The organism is Prochlorococcus sp. MIT 0801 (assembly GCF_000757865.1).
GTDB lineage: Bacteria > Cyanobacteriota > Cyanobacteriia > PCC-6307 > Cyanobiaceae > Prochlorococcus_B.
This window is the reverse complement of sequence record NZ_CP007754.1, coordinates 106498-125225: the sequence shown is the minus strand read 5'-3', so window position 1 is coordinate 125225 and position 18728 is coordinate 106498. Positions and strand designations below refer to the sequence as shown.

The following is an 18728-nucleotide window of genomic DNA, read 5'->3' as shown; positions in this document are numbered from 1 at the left end:
TTAAGACTCATTTGGCTGGCAGTTTTGCTCAACTTGCAAAAAATGCAGAAAAAAAGAAGCCCTCAATTTCAGTTTCTAAAGAACCTGTCAAGAATCCCCCTTTGAAGGTGTATCAACTGGGAGACGAGGCCTTAAGAACTCCTGCTAATCGTATCGTCAAAGTTGATGATTCAATTAGAAAGTTAGCGAAAGATATGCTCATAACTATGTATTCTTCAAAAGGTATTGGTTTAGCAGCACCTCAAGTAGGAATACAAAAGAGATTGTTAGTTATTGATTTAAATTTTGAAGATCCAAATTCCCCACCGATGGTATTTATAAATCCTGAGATAATTTCATCTAGTGCAAGCTTAGATACATATGAAGAAGGTTGTCTAAGTATCCCTGGAGTTTACCTCAATGTTTTAAGACCCTCCTCAATCAAATTAAGTTATAGAGATGAAATGGGTAGACCAAAAAAAATGAATGCAGACGGTCTAATGGCAAGATGCATTCAGCACGAAATAGACCACTTAAATGGTGTCTGTTTTGTTGATAAAGTAACTGATGAAGAAGAGCTGAAAAAACAATTAAATGAGAATAACTTCAATCAAAGCGATGTAATAAAAGAAACGAGTTGAAAGAATCTTTTCAATTCAAGTTATAAAGAATCGAATTAGATTCTTATTATTGCTCTCTCCTAAAATTCAATGACAACAATTTTCGATAAAATTCTTAGTGGTGAAATTCCATGTGATGAGGTTTTTAGTGATAGCAAATGTCTAGCTTTCAAAGATATTACCCCTCAAGCACCTACTCACATTTTAATAATTCCTAGAAAACCTATTCCAAGTCTGCAAAATATACAAAAAGAAGATCAAGAATTACTAGGGCACTTAATTCTAAAAGGGACCGAAATTGCCAACGCTGCTGGTTTAAAAAGTTGGAGAACCATCATTAATACAGGTGAAGAAGCAGGTCAAACAGTCTTTCACTTACATATTCATATCATTGGAGGAAGGAAATTAAGTTGGCCACCTGGATAAATAATTGATTTTTCATGATTTTCTTGATCTATCAGCACGATTACCTTACTGGCTTAGTTGATGACTCATCTCCACCCATTCATGCGCTATAAGATAGTTAATTAATATTGTTCGATGGATTCCCAAACTGCTAAAAATAAAAACGGCATTATTACTAAAGCAAACACAAATTTACAAGATTTATGGTCAAATCTTAGTGAGAACCAACAATCTATTTTAAAAAAAATATGGTCAATTCTAACTTACAAATGGCAATGGCAGATAATCCTGAATGCCCCTTTTTTGCTCATTTGGGTATTAGATCAAACTATTCCTGGGGTTCATTCTTTTGATATGCAGCTTATTTCCTCGCTACCAATACCAAAAATAATAAAAACATATTTGGGCTTTAGCTAAGATATAGAAATAAATGAATTTGATGAGTTTTTGCTCTAAAAAGTATCAAATTTAAATTTGAAAAACAATTTATCCTTATTGCAAATCAAGTATTTATTGAATTTGAAATAATCAAAATAATATGACCTCATCAATTTCTAAAGCTCAAAAAGGACTAGTAAGCCAACTAATTAAATTAAGAAAGCTTACTCAGCCATATTTTCTACCTTATACAAATAACAATGGTTGGCTATTTTTCTATTTATTAATAGCTTTATTATTTTGCGTAGGCGGAACAGTTCTATTTTTACTCACAGGTTTAATGAGCCTGTTAACGAGTTTAGCTCCAGAGGTAACCAACCAATTTTTAGGAGGAGTTCAAAATTCCTTAAAAGTGATTTGGAATGGTCCTTCGGGAATAATAATTTCGAGCTTGTTTGCCTTAGGAATTTTTTCATTTATCACAGTTCGTGGTCAGTTAAGGCAAAAAGGGTGGCTTCCCTGGCTTTTGCTAGGAGTAATTATTTTAATGCTATTATCTGTTAATGGAATTAACGCTGGAATTACATTTCTTGTTAGAGATATAACTAATGCCTTAATTCAAAAGGATGAAAGTGAAAGTTATAAAAATTTGTGGATTCTTGGAATTTGTTTTATTGCAGCACTTCCAATAAGAAGCTTTCAATTTTATTTTTCAGCAAAACTACAGCTCTTATGGAGAGAGTGGTTATCCAAAAGCCTAATAACAGACTATTTAGATGATAGAACATATTATATACTAAATCCCAACGATGAATCTGACACGAATGTCGATAATCCGGATCAGAGAATTACAGAAGACGCAAGAGACTTTACTGCTCAAACAATTGATCTATCGTTAAATATCTTTGATTCTTTATTAGTATTTTCACTAAATATTTTTATCTTGCTAAGTATAAGTAAAGAACTCACACTTGCCCTAATTGTTTATGCCACATTAGTTTCATCTTTACTACTCTTTGCTAGTAGAAAACTATTTAAATTAAATTACGATCAACTACGTTTTGAAGCTGATTTTCGTTACGGTCTTGTCCACGTAAGAAACAACGCAGAATCAATTGCTTTTTATTCTGGTGAAAATCAAGAAGAAAAAGAAGTAAGTAGAAGACTAAAGTCTGTAGTTGATAACTTTAATCTTTTAATAATATGGGAAGCATTATTAAGAGTGCTCCAACGCTCAGGAATTTATGGAAGTGTCTTTATTCCTTTCATTATTCTCGCAGGACCAATTCTTAGCGGCCAAATGGACTATGGAAGCTTTCAACAAGCCAATTTGAACTACAACCTTCTTGAAGGTTCATTATTTTTTATTATTTACAAAATAGAGGCTTTAGCTAGATTCTCAGCTTCGATAGGAAGACTTGAAGGATTTCAATCAAACATGAATGAGATTAGAAACAACCAATTTGATGACTTTAAAGTTGAAATTAAAACCAAGGATTCTATTCTTCTCAAGAATGTAAGTATTAAAACCCCTGGGAAAGATAATTACCTAATTAATAACTTAAATCTAAGTCTTGAGACAGGTCAAAGTTTACTTGTAGTAGGGCCTTCTGGTTGCGGTAAGACGTCTTTACTTAGAGCCATTAGCGGTCTATGGGCAATACAATCTGGTGAGATAGAAACCCCCTCAAATGGTGATTTACTTTTTATTCCACAAAAACCATACATGACTCTTGGCTCATTGAGAGAACAGCTTTGTTACCCATTAGATAAAAACAGATTCAGTGACGATCATCTAAAAGCCGTTTTAGAAGAAGTCAAGTTACCTCAAATTATCCAAAGGTATCCTGACCTAGACATCAAACAAGATTGGCAAAGACTATTATCTTTGGGAGAGCAACAAAGGCTTGCTTTCGCAAGACTTTTGCTGAATTCCCCGAAATATGTTGTTTTAGATGAAGCAACAAGTGCATTAGATGTAAATACAGAAAAACATCTTTATGAACTTCTTAACAAACGCGAGATGGCTTGCATTAGCGTCGGTCATAGGCCAACCTTGAAGAACTATCATGAAAATGTGCTTGAAATAACTGAGAACAAAGGTTGGCGATTATTGCCTGCTGAAAGTTACCAATTTACTGAAAACTAGTTTTTTTCTATGAACTCAAATACTGAAAAAACCCAAGAACGTCAGTCAACTGAGCCAGAAAAAACTGATTCAGAAATTAAAAATCTTTCACCTAGCGCAACCACAAATGATATTCCTGAATTTGGTTGGACTGGCTATGCAGAGAGAATAAATGGAAGATTTGCAATGATAGGTCTAATGGCAGTTCTACTTGTTGAAGGACTTAGCAGAATCTCTTTTTTGGAATGGGCTGGAATAATTAGTAGATAATTATTATCGTATTAATCATCAAATCTTGAACTGTTATCTCTTGGTCTCGCCTTTCTTGTGGATGATGAATAAGAACTTTTAGAAGATCGTCTTTCACTAGCAGGGTTTGAACCAGAATTTTTTGCACTTCTTCTACTAGCTCGTCTTACGCCTTTTTCAGCACTAGAAAAAGCAGCATCTTCAACGTTGTTAGTTTTAGAAAACCTATTAGATCCCGCAGAGGGCCTAGTTGAATTATCAGAATTTAGCCTTGAAGATGATGTTTGAGAGAAATTAGGAGGTGCCCCATTTCTTCTACGAGTTGATGTTTGGCCACTGGCAGAAGGACGTGTCCCTTGCCTAGTTTCTTGTCGGCTAGTTCTCCTATCTCCAAAGCTTGATGATCTATCTGAGGAAGATTCGGAATTAAATCGTTCCATTCTCCTGTCTCTCTCAGCTCCTCGAGAATTGATTTCTGAAGAACTAATATTTCTTGGCCTTCGACTTACAGCCTGCTCAGGGATTGCCGCCCTCGATGGCCGTCTTCCATAATTTTCATCATCTGAATATTCTTCTTGATAATCATCTCTACCTGAAAATCTTCTATTGATGGGTTGAGATTGCTCAAATCGATCATAATTCCTATCAGAGTCTCCATCAGACAAACCTCCTCTTGAAGATCTGGGCAACTCTGGTTCTTCATCAAAATATGAAGATCTTCGTGCTTGATCTGTTGCAATACCTCTCAGCCGAACACTTTCATAAGCGAAGAAAACAGTGGTCCCAGCAAGCAAAAACTGTCCAAACTGAAGAATGGGATCTAAACGCCACCCTTGAAAAAACAAAATTCCGCCGCAGAGCAAACCAATAGCGGCAAAAAAGACATCATAATCCCTTGCCAATGCTGGCTTAAAAGATCTAAGAAAATATAAGCCAGCTCCGCATACAGCAAGAACTATGCCAACAATGCTGGCCCAATTGAGACTGGCATTGACCAAGTTTGCCCTCTTAAATAAACATTTTCAGGTTGAAACCAACCTTATTGTGATCAGTCTATGGCATAAATAGGTGATTGCTAGGGCTATCTACTCAATGCATCTTTTTGGCTAACCCAGATCAATGCAGCCGCAGCAGGTGCAACTATCAAAGCTCCAGCCGCAAGAAAACTCCCAATCATTCCAACAGCAGAACTTGTAGCAGCTTCACTAGAAGTTCCAGCACTAAGGAACAAATTTAATAAATGAAAAGCCATTTCAGCTAATTCTTATGCAAGACCGAGTAATCTTAAGCAATAAAAGATGATTTAGACCATCTATTCAAGAATGCTTTGAGCTTTGTGATGCCTCTGTTAATTAAAAGTCTTCCAACCCTACATTTTTTAATGGTTTTTTTAATAGGTGCACTTACCCTTGCCTTCCTCCTAAGAATTATTTTGACATGGTATCCAAAAATAGATTTAAGAACTGGTTTTTGGCCAATTATCTTTTTACCAACTGAACCTATATTGGTGTTTACTCGAAAAATTGTTGCTCCGATAGGAGGCGTTGATGTTACTCCGATTATTTGGGTAGGTCTCTTAAGTCTTTTTCGCGAATTGTTTCTTGGTCAACAAGGTTTATTAACTCAAATTATATTTTGATCTTCATAGCTATTTACAACATTTCTTGTTCCACATACTTTGTATGAACATCTCCATCTATGAATTCTTTTCTTTTAAGTAATTTCAAATGAAAATCGATTGTAGTAGTAATTCCTGTGACTGCACATTCATTTAAAGCTCTTTCCATCCTTTTTAGTGCAGCTTCTCTATCTTTCCCCCAAACAATTAATTTTCCTATTAGGGAATCATAAAAAGGAGGAATATCGTAACCGGTATAAACATGGCTATCTACCCTGACACCAGGCCCACCAGGAGGTAACCAACCTGTAATTTTTCCTGGAGAAGGTCGAAAGTTATGACTTGGATCTTCTGCGTTAATTCTACATTCAATTGCATGTCCCTCCAGCTTGATCTCTGCTTGAGCAAATTGTAATTTTTCTCCTCCCGCGATACGTAATTGTTCTGAAATTAAATCCATACCAGTCACTAACTCAGTAACAGGGTGTTCCACCTGTATTCGAGTATTCATTTCCATAAAATAAAAACTTCCATTCCTATCAAGAAGGAATTCAACCGTTCCAGCGCCTTCATAGTTGATGCTTTTTGCTGCTGCAACAGCTGCTTCTCCCATTCTTATTCTTAGGTGATCATCTAAAGCTGGACTTGGCGATTCCTCTAACAATTTCTGATGCCGTCTTTGAATTGAGCAATCTCTTTCTCCGAGGTGAACAACGTTACCAAATCGATCAGCAAGAATCTGAACCTCTACATGCCTTGGGCGATCAATAAATTTCTCCATATATAATCCTGGGTTGCCAAATGCAGCCTCTGCTTCCCCCTGCGCAGCTTTAAAAAGATTCTCTAATTCATCAGCATGAGTTACTAAACGCATGCCTCTTCCACCGCCTCCCGCAGTTGCTTTAATCATTACTGGATAACCCATTTCAGAGGCAAGCTTGGATGCATCTGAAACACTATCAAGCAAGCCTTCACTTCCAGGGACGGTAGGCACTCCAACATTTTGCATAGTCGATTTAGCTGTCGACTTATCACCCATGGAACGAATTGCATGAGGAGATGGGCCGACAAAAATAAGTCCGTGGTCACCGCAAATCTCTGCAAATCGATCATTCTCAGCTAAAAATCCATAACCAGGGTGAATAGCATCTACTCCTCTTGAAGTTGCTGCAGCAAGTATGTTTGGAACATTTAGATAACTTTTACTGCTAGGCGAATCTCCAACGCATACAGCTTCATCAGCTAATTGAACATGTAAGGCATTTTTATCAACAGTACTGTAAACAGCAACCGTAGCTATCCCCATCTCACGACAGCTTCGGAGAATTCTTAAAGCTATTTCGCCACGATTAGCTATGAGCAGTTTGCCTATGGGCATTCAAAATTATCAAGTCCTCAGCCGGATAGTATCAGGATTGGTGCCCAAGATTGAAACCCATTAAGTAGAAGCTTAATAGGTTAAGCATTATGATCAGAGTAACTTAGTGCTTAACTGAGTTAACTTGCGGATGTGGCGGAATTGGTATACGCGCATGTCTAAGGAACATGTGGCTTCGGCCTTGCGAGTTCAAGTCTCGCCATCCGCATTCTTAAAAACTGATGCTCATCAATAAATGAGTCCTAATTCTTTAGCAATTATTTTTGTCTCAAATGGACCTGGTGAACTAGCGACTTGGGTGAAGCCACTTGCTAAAGAACTTCATAATCAAATCAATCTAAAACCAAGAGTACATCACTCTTCAATATCTTTAAATTTGGTACTTGTTCCATGCCCTAATGCAACTGGTAATGAAATTATTGCTGCCAAAAAATGGTTGCAATTTGAAAAAATAATAAAAGCAAAAAATTTCTGGGAGCTTCTTTTAAACCCTAAAAAATTTGGTTCATGGCCATCCAACGGGTTAGTAATTTTTTTAGGAGGTGATCAATTTTGGAGCGTTTTACTTTCAGCAAGATTGGGATATTTACATATGACATATGCGGAGTGGGTAGTCAGATGGCCTTTTTGGAATAATAGAATTGTTGCGATGTCTGAAAGGATTGTTGATAAATTACCAAAACGAATTCAACCTCGTTGTTCAGTAATAGGAGACCTGACAGCTGACTTAACTGATAGTGCAAAAGTTGATGATCCACTCCCCTCTGGAAAGTGGATTGCCTTATTACCAGGTTCAAAAAGTGCCAAACTAAAAGTTGGAATTCCTTTTTTTCTTGATGTGGCAGATAAAATATCAAAATCAATGCCAGATTGTAAGTTTCTAATACCTCTTGCTCCTACCACAAATATCAATGAAATTAAATACTTTGGTAGTAGAAAAAATCCAATTTCAAAACAATATAAATCTGGAATAAAATCAATTACTAAAGCCAAAAAAAAAGAAGGAAGAGGAATTTTGACAACTAATAATTCAACAGCCATTGTAATACAAGAAAATCATCCAGCATATAGTGATCTAAGCCAGTGTGATATAGCACTAACAACAGTAGGAGCAAATACTGCTGAGCTGGGATCATTAAATATTCCAATGATAGTTATTGTTCCTACTCAACACATTTTAGTTATGGAAGCATGGGATGGATTTCTAGGTTTAATAGCTAGATTACCAATTTTAAAAAGGTGCCTAGGGCTATTAATTAGCTTTATAAAACTGAAAAAAAGAGGATATATGGCTTGGCCAAATATATATGCAAAAAAGATGATTGTCCCAGAAAGAGTTGGCAATATAACCCCCAAACAAATAGCTGAAGAAACTATTGACTGGCTAAATTCACCTAAAAGGCTTTCTGGCCAAAAAGAAGATTTACAATCACTAAGAGGTAGTAAAGGAGCAATAAAAAAATTTTGTTATCAAATTATTGATCTTCTTAAAGAAAAAAAGCTTTTAGATTAATCACCAGGGATCTTCAATATCTATAAGTTCTTTATCATTAGAAATCATATCTTGAGAATTATTTCTCGATAATTTTTCTAAAGGTTCGACATCCATAGGTTCTTCTTCTATTGAAATTTTGGATTTATTCTGTGTATTTTGAGAGGTCATTTTAGCCTGAAATTTATCAGATCTGTTTTTAAATTTTGATCCACTATAATTTACTTCATCTTCATCAATTTCAGAATAAATTGAAGACTGATTAGGTTCATCTAAATATCTTAATTCTTTATCATATTGTTGTTCTTCTGAATCTTCTAATTCTACGTATTCCATCTCTTCTTCTTCTTCAAACATTTCCTCTGATTGTTCTAGAAGTCTTTGATCATCATTTGCACTCTCACCAGAAGTTAATTGATTTTCAACTGGGACAAGGTTAACTCTGTACCTTTCTCGTTCACTTTCTTCCCATCCCGAATTACCTACACCAAGCTTTTCAAGGAAACCGCTATTTAATTGTTTTAATTTCTCTTCAGCTCCCTCATAAACAATTATTCGATCTGGACCACTACTAACAATTTCATCAACAGGCATCTCCCAAGTACTGAGGACCCCCTCGCCTAATAAAGGGACACCTAGTGCTCCCATAACTAAAGTAAGTAATTCTCCAGTTTCAATATCAAAAGAAAATCCAAGTACTCTCCCCAACTGATCTCCAGATTCAGTAATAACCTGGCAATTAATAACTTTATTGAATCTTTCAGGAACAAAGTTTTCGCTTAAGGAATCAATTGTATCAACTAAAATCACATCACCTACTTGACGAATCTGATCAAGAGGAAGCCATCTTGGCAAGCCAGGTAAAAAACGTGTTAAGGGATTATCTCGTAGTCCCAAAGCAACAACCTCTCTACGATCAATATCAACAACAACTTCTCCTACAAGACCCAATCTACGTCCAGTATCACGTGTAATAACCTGAGTACCCATCAACTCAGAACGAAGCCATAATCTGTCACTGGGGACAGCAGATGTTGATTCTTGTGGGGCTTGCGTGTTGGTCAACTCAAATATGCAGAAATGAGATTAGTAGAACCATATTGAATCATCTTAGTAAATTCAATCAAGCTGCGATTGGCAACCCAACAACTTGAGTATGATTTCCCCTTGCTTGCGTAACCCCAATAGTCCGCATTGATGCTCCAATCATAGGTCTTCTATGACTTACTACAAGAAATTGTGCCTGTTCAGCTTGTTTAGCAATTAAGGCCGCTAACCTTTCAACATTGACTCCATCCAAGAAACTATCTACTTCATCAAGGGCGTAAAAAGGGGAAGGTCTAAAACGTTGCAAAGCAAAAAGAAAACTCAAAGCTGTTAAAGATTTTTCTCCACCTGACATAGCGGCAAGACGTCTTACAGGCTTACCTTTTGGATGAGCGACCAAAGTCAAGCCACCTTCCAAAGGTTCGTCAGGATTTTCAAGCTGCAAATGTCCATCTCCTTCAGAGAGACTTGCAAAAATTTCACGAAAATGTATATCAACCTCTTTAAAAGCCTCCATAAAGGCCTCCTGTCGCAAAGTTGCAACTGTCTCTATTCGAAGCAATAACTGAGATCTTTCATCAGTAAGAACTTGAAGTCTATTTTCAAGTTCATTCAATCTCTCTTCTAATTTAGACAACTCTTCCAATGCAAGCATATTGACAGGTTCTAATTCCTCCATTCTTTTCTGCAAAGCTTCCAATTTAGAATGTAAAGCATCTAAACCATTATCTCTTATCTCATCTGAAATCAAAGGCTTTGGATTAGGAAGCTTCTTCTCTAATTCAGTACAGCGAATAGTTTCCATTCGTATTTCTTCCTTCATGTTTTTTTGATCTTCCCTTACACGTTGGAGATTCCATTGCATTTCTTGTAAAGTCAATCGTTTTTTAGCTACATCAGCTTCCACGCAATCTCTTTCTCTTCGTTGTTCCCCAAAACGAGTTTCTAAATCTTTTTGTTGATTGATCAAATCTTGCCGATTGATATCTAGTAGTTTGCTCTGCTCACGCCAAGCTATATGAGCAGAAGCAAGTGTATCTATGGAATCCTTTAAGCGTTTTTCTTCCATTATTAAAGAAGTTTCTTGATCATTTAATCTATCAATTGCAAGCTTATTTTGGGATTGCTTATTTGAAATCTCATCTCTTTTATTTCTAAAAGTAAGTAGATTTTTATCAGCATTTTCTAGATCATTTTGTAATTTAGACCAAACAGATGAGTCACTTGATTTGTCTATTTTTTTCTCCTCCTGCTCAATTTCTAACAAAACGTCCTCTAAAGGTTTAATACTCAAATTAATAGCTTCTAATTGAAATACTTTTTCTTTTTTAGATTTTTTTAGATCATTAATTCTTTTGGAGCGATGACTTTGGCGTTCTAATAATGGTGAATTTGATCTTCTAGAAGTTAATCTTTCAGCATCAAGTGCTGCTTTTTCTTGTTCTAATTGACTGAGCTGAGTTCTAAGATTCTCTAGCCTATGGATGAGTTGATTTTCGTTCTTTTGACAATTACTTAAAGTCTCACCTACTTCTAATAATCTATTCTTCAAAAGATCACATTCATCATTATCTTTTACTCTTCCAAAACTCAAACCCAAGGCTCTATTATTTAAACTTCCACCAGTCATCGCTCCACTCTTTTCCAGCAATTCGCCTTCTAAAGTAACAGATCTTTTTATCCCAATTTGATTACGAGCTGATGACAAGTCATTAAAAACAATTGTTTCACCAAATACATACAAAAAAACATTTTTATATATTGAATCATATTGAATCAAATCAATAGCCTTGCCGATTAATCCAGTGCTTTTATTGAGATTAGTGTGAACAGATCTCTGAAATACATCAGACCTGTTATGAGAGTTTTTTAAAATCTTATTAAGAGGCAAAAACGTCAATCTTCCAGCTCTTTTTCGTTTTAAAAGATCAATTGATTTTGCAGCAATTTGATCACTATCGACAACAACCTGTCCAAGCCTTGCGCCAGCTGCTACTTCAAGAGCAATCCTATAACGATCTTCCACTTCACCTAAATTAGCAACAGGCCCATGTATACCTTCTAAACCAGACTCTAATAACAAAGTTATTGCATTTGTACCTCGACTTTCGGATATCATTTCTCTCCTACTTTCTAAACGTGCAATATCATTTTGAAGCTTTACTTGTTCTTTCTCTAATCTATATTTAGTGCGCTCTTGTATACCTTTCTCGGATACTAATATTTTAAATTCTTCTTTTTTAAGAGACAGTAAATTTAAAATATCATCCCATTTTTTATTCAAATTACTAATTTCTATATGTACTTTTTTATTAGAAGATTCATCAGCTTGTTGATCAGTCTCTAACTCTTTTAAAATAACATTTAATTGCAATAAACTTTCTTCAATATTTTGTTTCTCTAGTCTTTTAGGATCTAATTCCAATCGAATTTTATTAAGGTCATCTCTCGCTTTCTGATGTTTTTCTATCCATTCACCAGAACGACCAGCTACATCTGAAAGTTTCCTTCTAGAGGAGTCAACCCAAGCCTGAGCTTCTTTACATCTTAAGTCAGCTTCTTCGAGTTCTTTAGGATTTATCTCATTCATTTTACTTTGCAAATCAGTTTGATAATCTTTCTTTTTCTGTAGAAGATTATTTCTAGATTCCTGTAATTTTTCTCCTTCATTTTTATGATTCAGTCCTTGTCTTTCTAGCTCTCTATGTTGAGATTCAATCCCTGCTAATTTACCTTGAACGTCAAGCAATTGATCTTCACCGAGGTCTTTAACATTTTTTTGTAAAATATCTAATTTTTCTATGCATTTACTTAAATCATTTTCATGATTAAGTAAATTTTCTGAATCTATTTTTTCTTTTTTAAGCAATTCTTGGTGATCTATATCTAATTTTTCCAGTCCCTTTTTGGCATTTTCATAAGATAAAACTAATTCTTGCTGTTTGCCAATTAATAATTGATTTTTTAGATCTTTATATAAACTTGCTTTCTCACAATCTTTTTGCAAGCGCTGTTTTGAAAGAATCAGTTCTTGTTCAACAATCCGACAACGTTCCTGTCTTTCATAAACATCATCCAACTTGGTACGAGTTTGATCAATACGTGTATCAAATAGTGCAACACCAGCAAGTTCGTCTATCAGGCCTCTACGATCCTTATTACTCATAGAAACAATTCGAGTAACATCTCCTTGCATAACAACATTGCTTCCCTCAGGATCGATTCTTAGGCGCCTTAATTGGGTCTGCAATTGCTGTAAATTACAATTCTCACCATCTGCACTGTAAGTGGAGGCATATGACCCTCCTGGCATAACTTTTAATCTTCTTGATACAGTCCATTCTTTTTGATCAGGCTTAATCCAAGGTCCTTCCTCAGTAGGTTCTATCCCTTCTTCGGCTTCATCAGGCTTCCAATCACTTAAATCAAATTTGACAGTTACTTTGGTTTCCGAAGATTTTCCAGCTTTTAATACGCCACTATTAACTAAGTCAGGCAATCTGTCTGCTCTCATGCCTCGACTATTTGCAAGCCCTAAACAAAATAAAACTCCATCAAGAATATTGCTTTTACCTGAACCATTTGGACCTGTTACAACAGTAAAGCCTTCTTCAAGTGGAATCGACATCGATCCACCGAAGGACTTGAAATGAGACAAATCTACGTGGTTGATATGGACCAACAGAACCCATACACAATAAGAATGACTTTAGCGATATATAAAAAAAACTCAAGTCCTTCTAACTCATAAGAAATAATTACTTTTTCTTACTGAGAAGTCTGCAACCATTTTCATCCAATAACAAATCCACTTCAAGCTTGTCCCATACCAACGATAAATTTATCGAATTACGCTCCAGTGATGCAAAAGATTGCAAAAAAATACCTTGCTTGATTCTCTTTGCAACTCCTCTATTTCCTGAAACAACTTTTTCTTTGATATCAAGCCAGGAAAGATTATGAGGCGCAGTATAAACAGAATCAACATAAGGTCCATCCAATAACGGAATATCACTCAAGCGCCATGTTTTGCAAAATTCTTTATCTTCCACAAGCAAATCATAATGGACACCTTTAATATCATCTGGTGATCCAATGTGTTTCAACAAAACCCACCTAGAAACATTTTTTTTACCAAGATTACTCAATTGAAAAATATTAAAAAACTAAACAGGAAATTTCCATAAAAATTATTCAGGAGATAAATCTCCTAAATAGAAAATGCTTAATGATAAATTTTTTAGCTTTTAGCCTCAGGGACAAACCTTAAAGCAATTAAAAGAAGGCTTCCAGCACCTGCAATTGCAGCTAGAACTAAGCCAAAATCAGTAGGGATTGTATTAGAGGCAAAAACCATTGATGAAATTCCGACGCCCATGGGTCAATTAGAAGATACCAGTGACGTTTAGCACTATACGTATTCGAATAGCAATATTTGTAAGCAAAGACGACGAAATATCCTTATGAAATTTTGGACTTCAAACATTTAAGACTTCAAAAAAAGAATTCTTGTGAGGCAACTTTTAAAATTGAATTGTATTAAGGGGTTTCGATTAGGGAAATATTTCTCTATTCTTTAATAAACCTTTAGGTTTATGGAATCAGTGAATTCCTCACCCTCTTCATCATCAAATTCAGTCGAAGCTGAAGAAGCTATTGCTGATAAGCCACCAGAACAGTGGTTCAATGAGCAGTTTGATAACTTATTGCCAAAAATTCAAGAGCGATGGCCAGATTTAGCTAAACAAACAATAGAAGCAACTAAAGGCAGTCTCGAAGATTTAATCAATGTCATATCTGTTCATTCAGGAAAAAACAGTTTTGGAGTGCAAGAACAACTTGAAGAAATTTTCCATTCAGCAACTAACACAACTAGAGGGCTAGCCGAGTCTTTGGAGCCTCTCGAAAAACAGCTTGAAGATATTTTAGATGAGTTAAATAGTAAGCTAAGACCACGAATTGAAAAGCCAGTAAGAAAAAGACCCCTCTTAGCCATAGGCATTGCTGCTGGAATTGGAGTTTTATTTGGCATACTGCTAGGTGGAGGCAGAAGAAATTAATGACCAACTCAGAACGCAAAAAAGGGATAGGAGCTGCCGCAAGAGTTACTGCATTAGCAAGTTCAGTGATGGACCTTCATGTCCGCATAGCACTGCAAGAAATGGACAAAGAAAAACGCCGCCTGATAAGTGGTTTAATTTTCTTAGCTACTGGTGGGGTATTGATGTTATTTGCACTAGTTGGATCTGAATTGATTCTCGGATATTGGCTTAGAGACTTACTTCAAACAGATAGCAAATCAACAATTTTAACTTTAGTATTTTTAAATCTTATATTAGCTGGGATTAGTCTAAGAATTGGAGGATATCTTGCAAAAGGTCCTTACCTTCCAGAAACATTGGAGGGAATCGCAAAAACTACTAAAGCTGTTTTAGGCAAAAATTAAATTATTTAATTTTATAATTCAACCATCGACAATCAATTGAACCATTATTTACTTGAAAGCGTCGACTAGCTTTCATCCCTAAATATTTACTTAGTTTTGGATTCCCATTAAGTAACCAAAGTTCCCAGCCAGAAGCTTTTTCCTTGCAATATGCTCCTAATTGTTTATAAAGATTAGGTAGTTGATTTTCATCTCCTATTCTTTTCCCATAAGGAGGGTTACAAATTAAAAATCCTAATCCAGGGGGTAATTGAAATTCTTGAAAAGGACAGTTAATTATTTCTATATAATCTTCTAAGCCCGCTTTTCTAACGTTTTCAATAGCAGAATGAGCAATCATTTCATCAACTTCACATCCAATTATCTTAGGTAACTTTCTATTTAAAGGTTTTATCTTCTTCTGTGCCATTTTTAATTCTTTATTCCAAATAGAGATATCAAAATCTGGCCAATTCTTAAACAGAAATTGTCTATCCACACCAGATGCAATTCCAATCAACATGCTCACTGCTTCAATCAAAAATGTTCCGGAACCACATAATGGATCTACCAAATTATTCGTACCATCCCACTCAGTCATTCTCATTAAACCTGCAGCCAATGTCTCCTTAATCGGAGCTATTCCAAGGGCTGGTCTATACCCTCTTTTATGAAGACTCGAGTTGCTACCATCAACGCTCAAAACAGCTTGATAATTTGACAAATGTAAATGAAAACAAATATCTGGATTGTTCAAATCAATGCTTGAACGTGAACCCAATCGGTCTCTTTGTAAATCAATAATTGCATTTTTCACCTGCAAAGCAGTGAAATGAGTATGTGATAATCCTTCTCCAAATCCAGTTACATCTACTCGAAAACTTTGTGTAGGCTTAAGCCAATTGTCCCAATCAATTAACCTTTGAACACCACCATAGAGTTCATTGGGACCATGGCAAGGAAATCTAACAACCTCTCTTAAAAATCTAAAAGACAAGCGAGCTCTTAAATGTATTCTGTATAAACAAGCCTTATCAGCTTCAAATGATATATGCCTCCTTGAAGCTTTAACTGATTTAGCTCCAAGTTCTATCAACTCTTTTGCACCCTCTTTTTCAAGACCTTGTGAAATAGATGCAACAATTTTCATTACTTTTAAGTTATTAAAAAAAGGTAAAGCAGATCTTCAAACACTAATCGATTAATTCCAAAAGATCTGTCAGAATGTATTTGTCTGTTTTCTAATGGACTAGGTGATTCACACCAGTATCTCGGACAGCGGTTCGATTCCGCTCAGCTCCATAAATGGGGCTGCAATGGCTTCGACGGGGTATCAGGAGAGTGACTGAAGCCTGCTCGGTCAGAGCAAAACCATAACTGCTAACAACATCGTTAGTTTCTCCCGTCAAACAGCCCCTGTTGCTGCTTGATCTTTTAGGAGATGGGGTCAGGTCAGCCTTATTACCCAATTGATCCATGGACGCTGGAAGGCGTCCTTTTTAATTACTTTTGCAAGAACAACAAAATCCATTTTTTCAAGATTCATTTCCCCTAAATAGCAGAAGAAACAGTGAAATCGAAAAGCATAAAAGCGTTCTATTCATAAAAAAGAAATTCAAATTCACTTTTAGAGCTATAAAGCGCAGAGAGGATTTAGATTTATAAGCGATTAAATCAATTCATCTTGAAAAGGTTTTCTTACAATCTTCAATACAATAATTTTTAATAAGTAATTAAATTTATAATAAACAGCCTGATAATATTTTTTAAAAAATTAATTCCATGCATCTATCTATTTTTGCTTTAGCCTCATCAGATTGGGGCATAGCTAGATTCACAACCGATTCTTTTGCTTTGATTGCATTAGGAATATTAATTAGTCTACCTGTTCAATTACTCAAGGATAAAGTAGGCTTTAAAAATATATGGACAAGTGAAAACGCTATCTCAAACAGATAAAAAAGTATTTTAAGCTTTATCTTCAATTTATAAATTAAAATCAGGTTTTAAATAGCTAATAGAGTTGTTGAGTACATTCAAGAAATTTTTTCGAATAATTCTTTGTGATAGTCCACAACATTTTGACAACTAATAACTGGAGTAATTTCCATATCGAGACCAAACTGAGCTCTCCAGGGGGCAAAATGTTGAAAAAGTTCTTTATCACCATTTGCATTGCATAGAATAACAACTCGACCCTCTCCAGGAGCGTGAACACGAAATAGCATTTCAAATCCGTCAAACTTATCTTGTTTAGACATCTCTCCATTTTCCCAAAATTTTACAAACTGCTTATAAGCAGCAATTTGATTATCACTATCCGTGAACTGGCAATCAACCAAATAGAGTTGCATTAGAAGTTCTATAAAAACAAATTTTAGCTAGAAACAAAAAATAAATGGTTGATATATCGATCAATCAACAAATGATGTTATAAAAAGAAGACAAAGGAAAAAAGATTTGGATAAAGATTTTCAAATAAGAAAAAAAACGATAGTTCCTCATCTAAAGATTTATTGAATTATCAAGGAGAATTGAAAAATCCATTTGAGAATAAAAATAAGGCCATAAGAATTAAAGGTCCTACTCCAAATACAAAGAGGACAATCTTTGCCGTTTTAGGTGTTGCCTGGTTCTCCTTATTTACGTCAATTTTTTTAGAAGTTAATTTTTTTTTCGATTTTTTATTAGGCATATTAAAAATAGACTTGAAGTAATATAATAGCAGTTGTAAGTTTCAAACGAAGCTATATTAGAAAAAGTAGTTTCAGGTAATCACGAGTTAATTTTATGAATCTGAATAATAATCAAACCAAATAATAGAATTGCTTTTAATAATTAATAGTTTAAATGTTTTACATAGCCTCAATTACCTTTCCACTGACAACCGAGAAAAGAAAGATTAATCGATTTCTTGAATAATTTTTTCTATAGTTTTAGCAGTATCCAACCAATTAAACGACTCAGCTCGTGATGGGCCCTCTTGAAGAGCTTTTTCAAAGCATTTTTTATCATTTATGACTGCATTCATCGCAGAAGCTATTGATTGAATATTGAATGGATTAATAAAATAACCATAATTTCCAATAACTTCGCGAAGCGCTCCCCTTTCAGAAGCGATAACTGGGGTTCCACAGGCCATTGCCTCAAGTGCTGGAAGGCCAAATCCTTCCCAAAGACTGGCAATAATAAGTGCGTGACATTCGTTTAATAAAGATAATTTTTCATCGTCATTAATCCAACCTTTCCAGACACATAAATCTTTAATATTATATTTATCAATTAGTTTTAGAAGGCTTGGTGTATGCCTTTTATCAAAAGGGCCTACAAAAATAAGCTTATAACCATTAATTTTGGCATGTGCAAATGCTTTGATAACCCTTACTAAATTTTTATGTGGATTATGCCTGCCGATAATAAGAAAGAATTTTTTTCGATTTTTCTTTATTGGATAATACTTTTTATTATCAAATCCTAACTTGATTGGAAATAATTTATGCATAGGAACCTTGTAAAATCTATGTAAATCATTAGCAGTAGATATAGAATTACATAAAATTAACTTTGATTGTTTTAAAATTAGAGGGATATAAATTAAATGATATAAAGTTAAAAATGATATCGAAGGATACCTAATTGGTATTAAATCATGGGCCAAAACAATAGATTTAATATTAGAAAATAATGGCGCTTCCAATAATGGTGATAGAAAATATTCAGCATTTAAATTATTCATTAATTTTGGAACAGAATCTTGAAGCCAGTAGAGTCGTCTAAAATGACTTTTCAAGCCAGAACCTGGAGACAAGTTATTAGGTATATAAATATCACCTTTTATACCTATATCTTTTGGGATGAGTGTAGTTATTTTATTCGATGAAAAAGAATATAGTAACTCCTTAGAAACAACTCCAATACCTGTATTTTTTTTAGTTATGTAGCTCCCATTAAAAACGATAGAAGTCATGGTTATAATATTCGCATAGATATCTATCTTAGATAATAGTCA

At 34.9% G+C, this 18728-nt stretch carries 20 protein-coding genes and 1 tRNA gene; 11 read left to right on the top strand and 10 right to left on the bottom strand.

The annotated features are described in order from the left end of the window. Window positions 1-11 precede the first annotated feature (11 nt). From def to EW15_RS00590, 5 genes are all read left to right on the top strand, one after another. Window positions 12-620 carry a peptide deformylase gene (gene def, locus EW15_RS00610; protein WP_038650654.1) on the top strand — a complete coding sequence of 203 codons (609 nt, stop codon included), beginning with the start codon at window positions 12-14 and terminating at the stop codon, window positions 618-620. A gap of 69 nt (window positions 621-689) precedes the next feature. Then, the gene (locus tag EW15_RS00605; protein WP_038650651.1) at window positions 690-1025 is read left to right on the top strand and encodes a histidine triad nucleotide-binding protein; all 336 of its coding nucleotides are present in this window, start codon (window positions 690-692) and stop codon (window positions 1023-1025) included. Window positions 1026-1139: 114 nt separating this feature from the next. Then, entirely contained in the window at window positions 1140-1421 is a 282-nt protein-coding gene (locus tag EW15_RS00600; protein ID WP_038650648.1) for a hypothetical protein, read from the top strand. 121 nt (window positions 1422-1542) lie between these two features. Beyond that, window positions 1543-3531: an ABC transporter ATP-binding protein/permease gene (locus EW15_RS00595; protein WP_038650646.1), complete on the top strand. Its 1989-nt coding sequence runs from the start codon at window positions 1543-1545 to the stop codon at window positions 3529-3531. A 9-nt stretch (window positions 3532-3540) separates the two neighbouring features. Beyond that, window positions 3541-3780 carry a chlorophyll a/b-binding protein gene (locus EW15_RS00590; protein ID WP_038650643.1) on the top strand — a complete coding sequence of 80 codons (240 nt, stop codon included), beginning with the start codon at window positions 3541-3543 and terminating at the stop codon, window positions 3778-3780. Window positions 3781-3791: 11 nt separating this feature from the next. Here EW15_RS00590 and EW15_RS00585 read toward each other — a convergent pair whose 3' ends face one another. Further along, window positions 3792-4757, bottom strand: a complete 966-nt coding sequence (locus EW15_RS00585) for a Ycf66 family protein (RefSeq protein WP_038650641.1) — start codon at window positions 4755-4757, stop codon at window positions 3792-3794. An 83-nt stretch (window positions 4758-4840) separates the two neighbouring features. Beyond that, window positions 4841-5011: a photosystem II reaction center X protein gene (locus EW15_RS00580; protein WP_011294057.1), complete on the bottom strand. Its 171-nt coding sequence runs from the start codon at window positions 5009-5011 to the stop codon at window positions 4841-4843. An 87-nt stretch (window positions 5012-5098) separates the two neighbouring features. On the opposite strand from EW15_RS00580, the gene EW15_RS00575 reads away from it, so the two are divergent. Then, window positions 5099-5398 (top strand): YggT family protein, encoded by a 300-nt coding sequence (locus EW15_RS00575; protein ID WP_038650635.1) that lies wholly within the window; start codon window positions 5099-5101, stop codon window positions 5396-5398. Between the two features lie 13 nt (window positions 5399-5411). Here EW15_RS00575 and accC read toward each other — a convergent pair whose 3' ends face one another. Then, complete coding sequence (gene accC, locus EW15_RS00570) at window positions 5412-6755, bottom strand: acetyl-CoA carboxylase biotin carboxylase subunit (protein ID WP_038650632.1); 1344 nt, start codon at window positions 6753-6755, stop codon at window positions 5412-5414. A 126-nt stretch (window positions 6756-6881) separates the two neighbouring features. On the opposite strand from accC, the gene EW15_RS00565 reads away from it, so the two are divergent. Together EW15_RS00565 and EW15_RS00560 are read left to right on the top strand one after the other, a co-directional pair. Continuing rightward, window positions 6882-6963, top strand: a tRNA-Leu gene (locus EW15_RS00565). A gap of 27 nt (window positions 6964-6990) precedes the next feature. Beyond that, the gene (locus tag EW15_RS00560) at window positions 6991-8268 is read left to right on the top strand and encodes a hypothetical protein (RefSeq protein ID WP_038650629.1); all 1278 of its coding nucleotides are present in this window, start codon (window positions 6991-6993) and stop codon (window positions 8266-8268) included. On the opposite strand, the gene EW15_RS00555 is transcribed toward EW15_RS00560, so the two are convergent. The 4 genes from EW15_RS00555 to EW15_RS10735 form a co-directional block, all read right to left on the bottom strand. After that, complete coding sequence (locus EW15_RS00555) at window positions 8269-9312, bottom strand: PRC-barrel domain-containing protein (protein WP_038650626.1); 1044 nt, start codon at window positions 9310-9312, stop codon at window positions 8269-8271. A gap of 58 nt (window positions 9313-9370) precedes the next feature. Beyond that, a complete protein-coding gene (smc, locus tag EW15_RS00550) occupies window positions 9371-12976 on the bottom strand; it encodes a chromosome segregation protein SMC (RefSeq protein ID WP_038650623.1) in 3606 nt (1201 codons plus the stop codon). A 76-nt stretch (window positions 12977-13052) separates the two neighbouring features. Continuing rightward, on the bottom strand, window positions 13053-13442 hold the full coding sequence (locus EW15_RS00545; RefSeq protein ID WP_052041141.1) for a hypothetical protein: 390 nt from the start codon (window positions 13440-13442) through the stop codon (window positions 13053-13055). A 92-nt stretch (window positions 13443-13534) separates the two neighbouring features. Continuing rightward, the gene (locus tag EW15_RS10735; RefSeq protein ID WP_011294050.1) at window positions 13535-13672 is read right to left on the bottom strand and encodes a hypothetical protein; all 138 of its coding nucleotides are present in this window, start codon (window positions 13670-13672) and stop codon (window positions 13535-13537) included. Between the two features lie 217 nt (window positions 13673-13889). On the opposite strand from EW15_RS10735, the gene EW15_RS00540 reads away from it, so the two are divergent. Further along, entirely contained in the window at window positions 13890-14354 is a 465-nt protein-coding gene (locus EW15_RS00540; RefSeq protein ID WP_038650620.1) for a YqjD family protein, read from the top strand. Then, complete coding sequence (locus EW15_RS00535; protein ID WP_038650617.1) at window positions 14354-14740, top strand: phage holin family protein; 387 nt, start codon at window positions 14354-14356, stop codon at window positions 14738-14740. The genes EW15_RS00540 and EW15_RS00535 overlap by 1 nt, the downstream gene beginning before the upstream one ends. A 1-nt stretch (window position 14741) precedes the next feature. On the opposite strand, the gene EW15_RS00530 is transcribed toward EW15_RS00535, so the two are convergent. Then, window positions 14742-15869: a class I SAM-dependent RNA methyltransferase gene (locus EW15_RS00530; protein ID WP_038650614.1), complete on the bottom strand. Its 1128-nt coding sequence runs from the start codon at window positions 15867-15869 to the stop codon at window positions 14742-14744. Between the two features lie 632 nt (window positions 15870-16501). Between EW15_RS00530 and EW15_RS10730 the strand changes: the two genes are divergently transcribed. Continuing rightward, complete coding sequence (locus EW15_RS10730) at window positions 16502-16678, top strand: hypothetical protein (RefSeq protein WP_156095704.1); 177 nt, start codon at window positions 16502-16504, stop codon at window positions 16676-16678. 77 nt (window positions 16679-16755) lie between these two features. Here the strand turns inward: EW15_RS10730 and EW15_RS00525 are convergent, their stop codons facing one another. Together EW15_RS00525 and EW15_RS00520 are read right to left on the bottom strand one after the other, a co-directional pair. Then, a complete protein-coding gene (locus EW15_RS00525) occupies window positions 16756-17073 on the bottom strand; it encodes a DUF3303 domain-containing protein (RefSeq protein WP_038650611.1) in 318 nt (105 codons plus the stop codon). 548 nt (window positions 17074-17621) lie between these two features. Further along, window positions 17622-18686 (bottom strand): glycosyltransferase family 1 protein, encoded by a 1065-nt coding sequence (locus EW15_RS00520; protein WP_038650608.1) that lies wholly within the window; start codon window positions 18684-18686, stop codon window positions 17622-17624. Window positions 18687-18728: the final 42 nt, after the last annotated feature.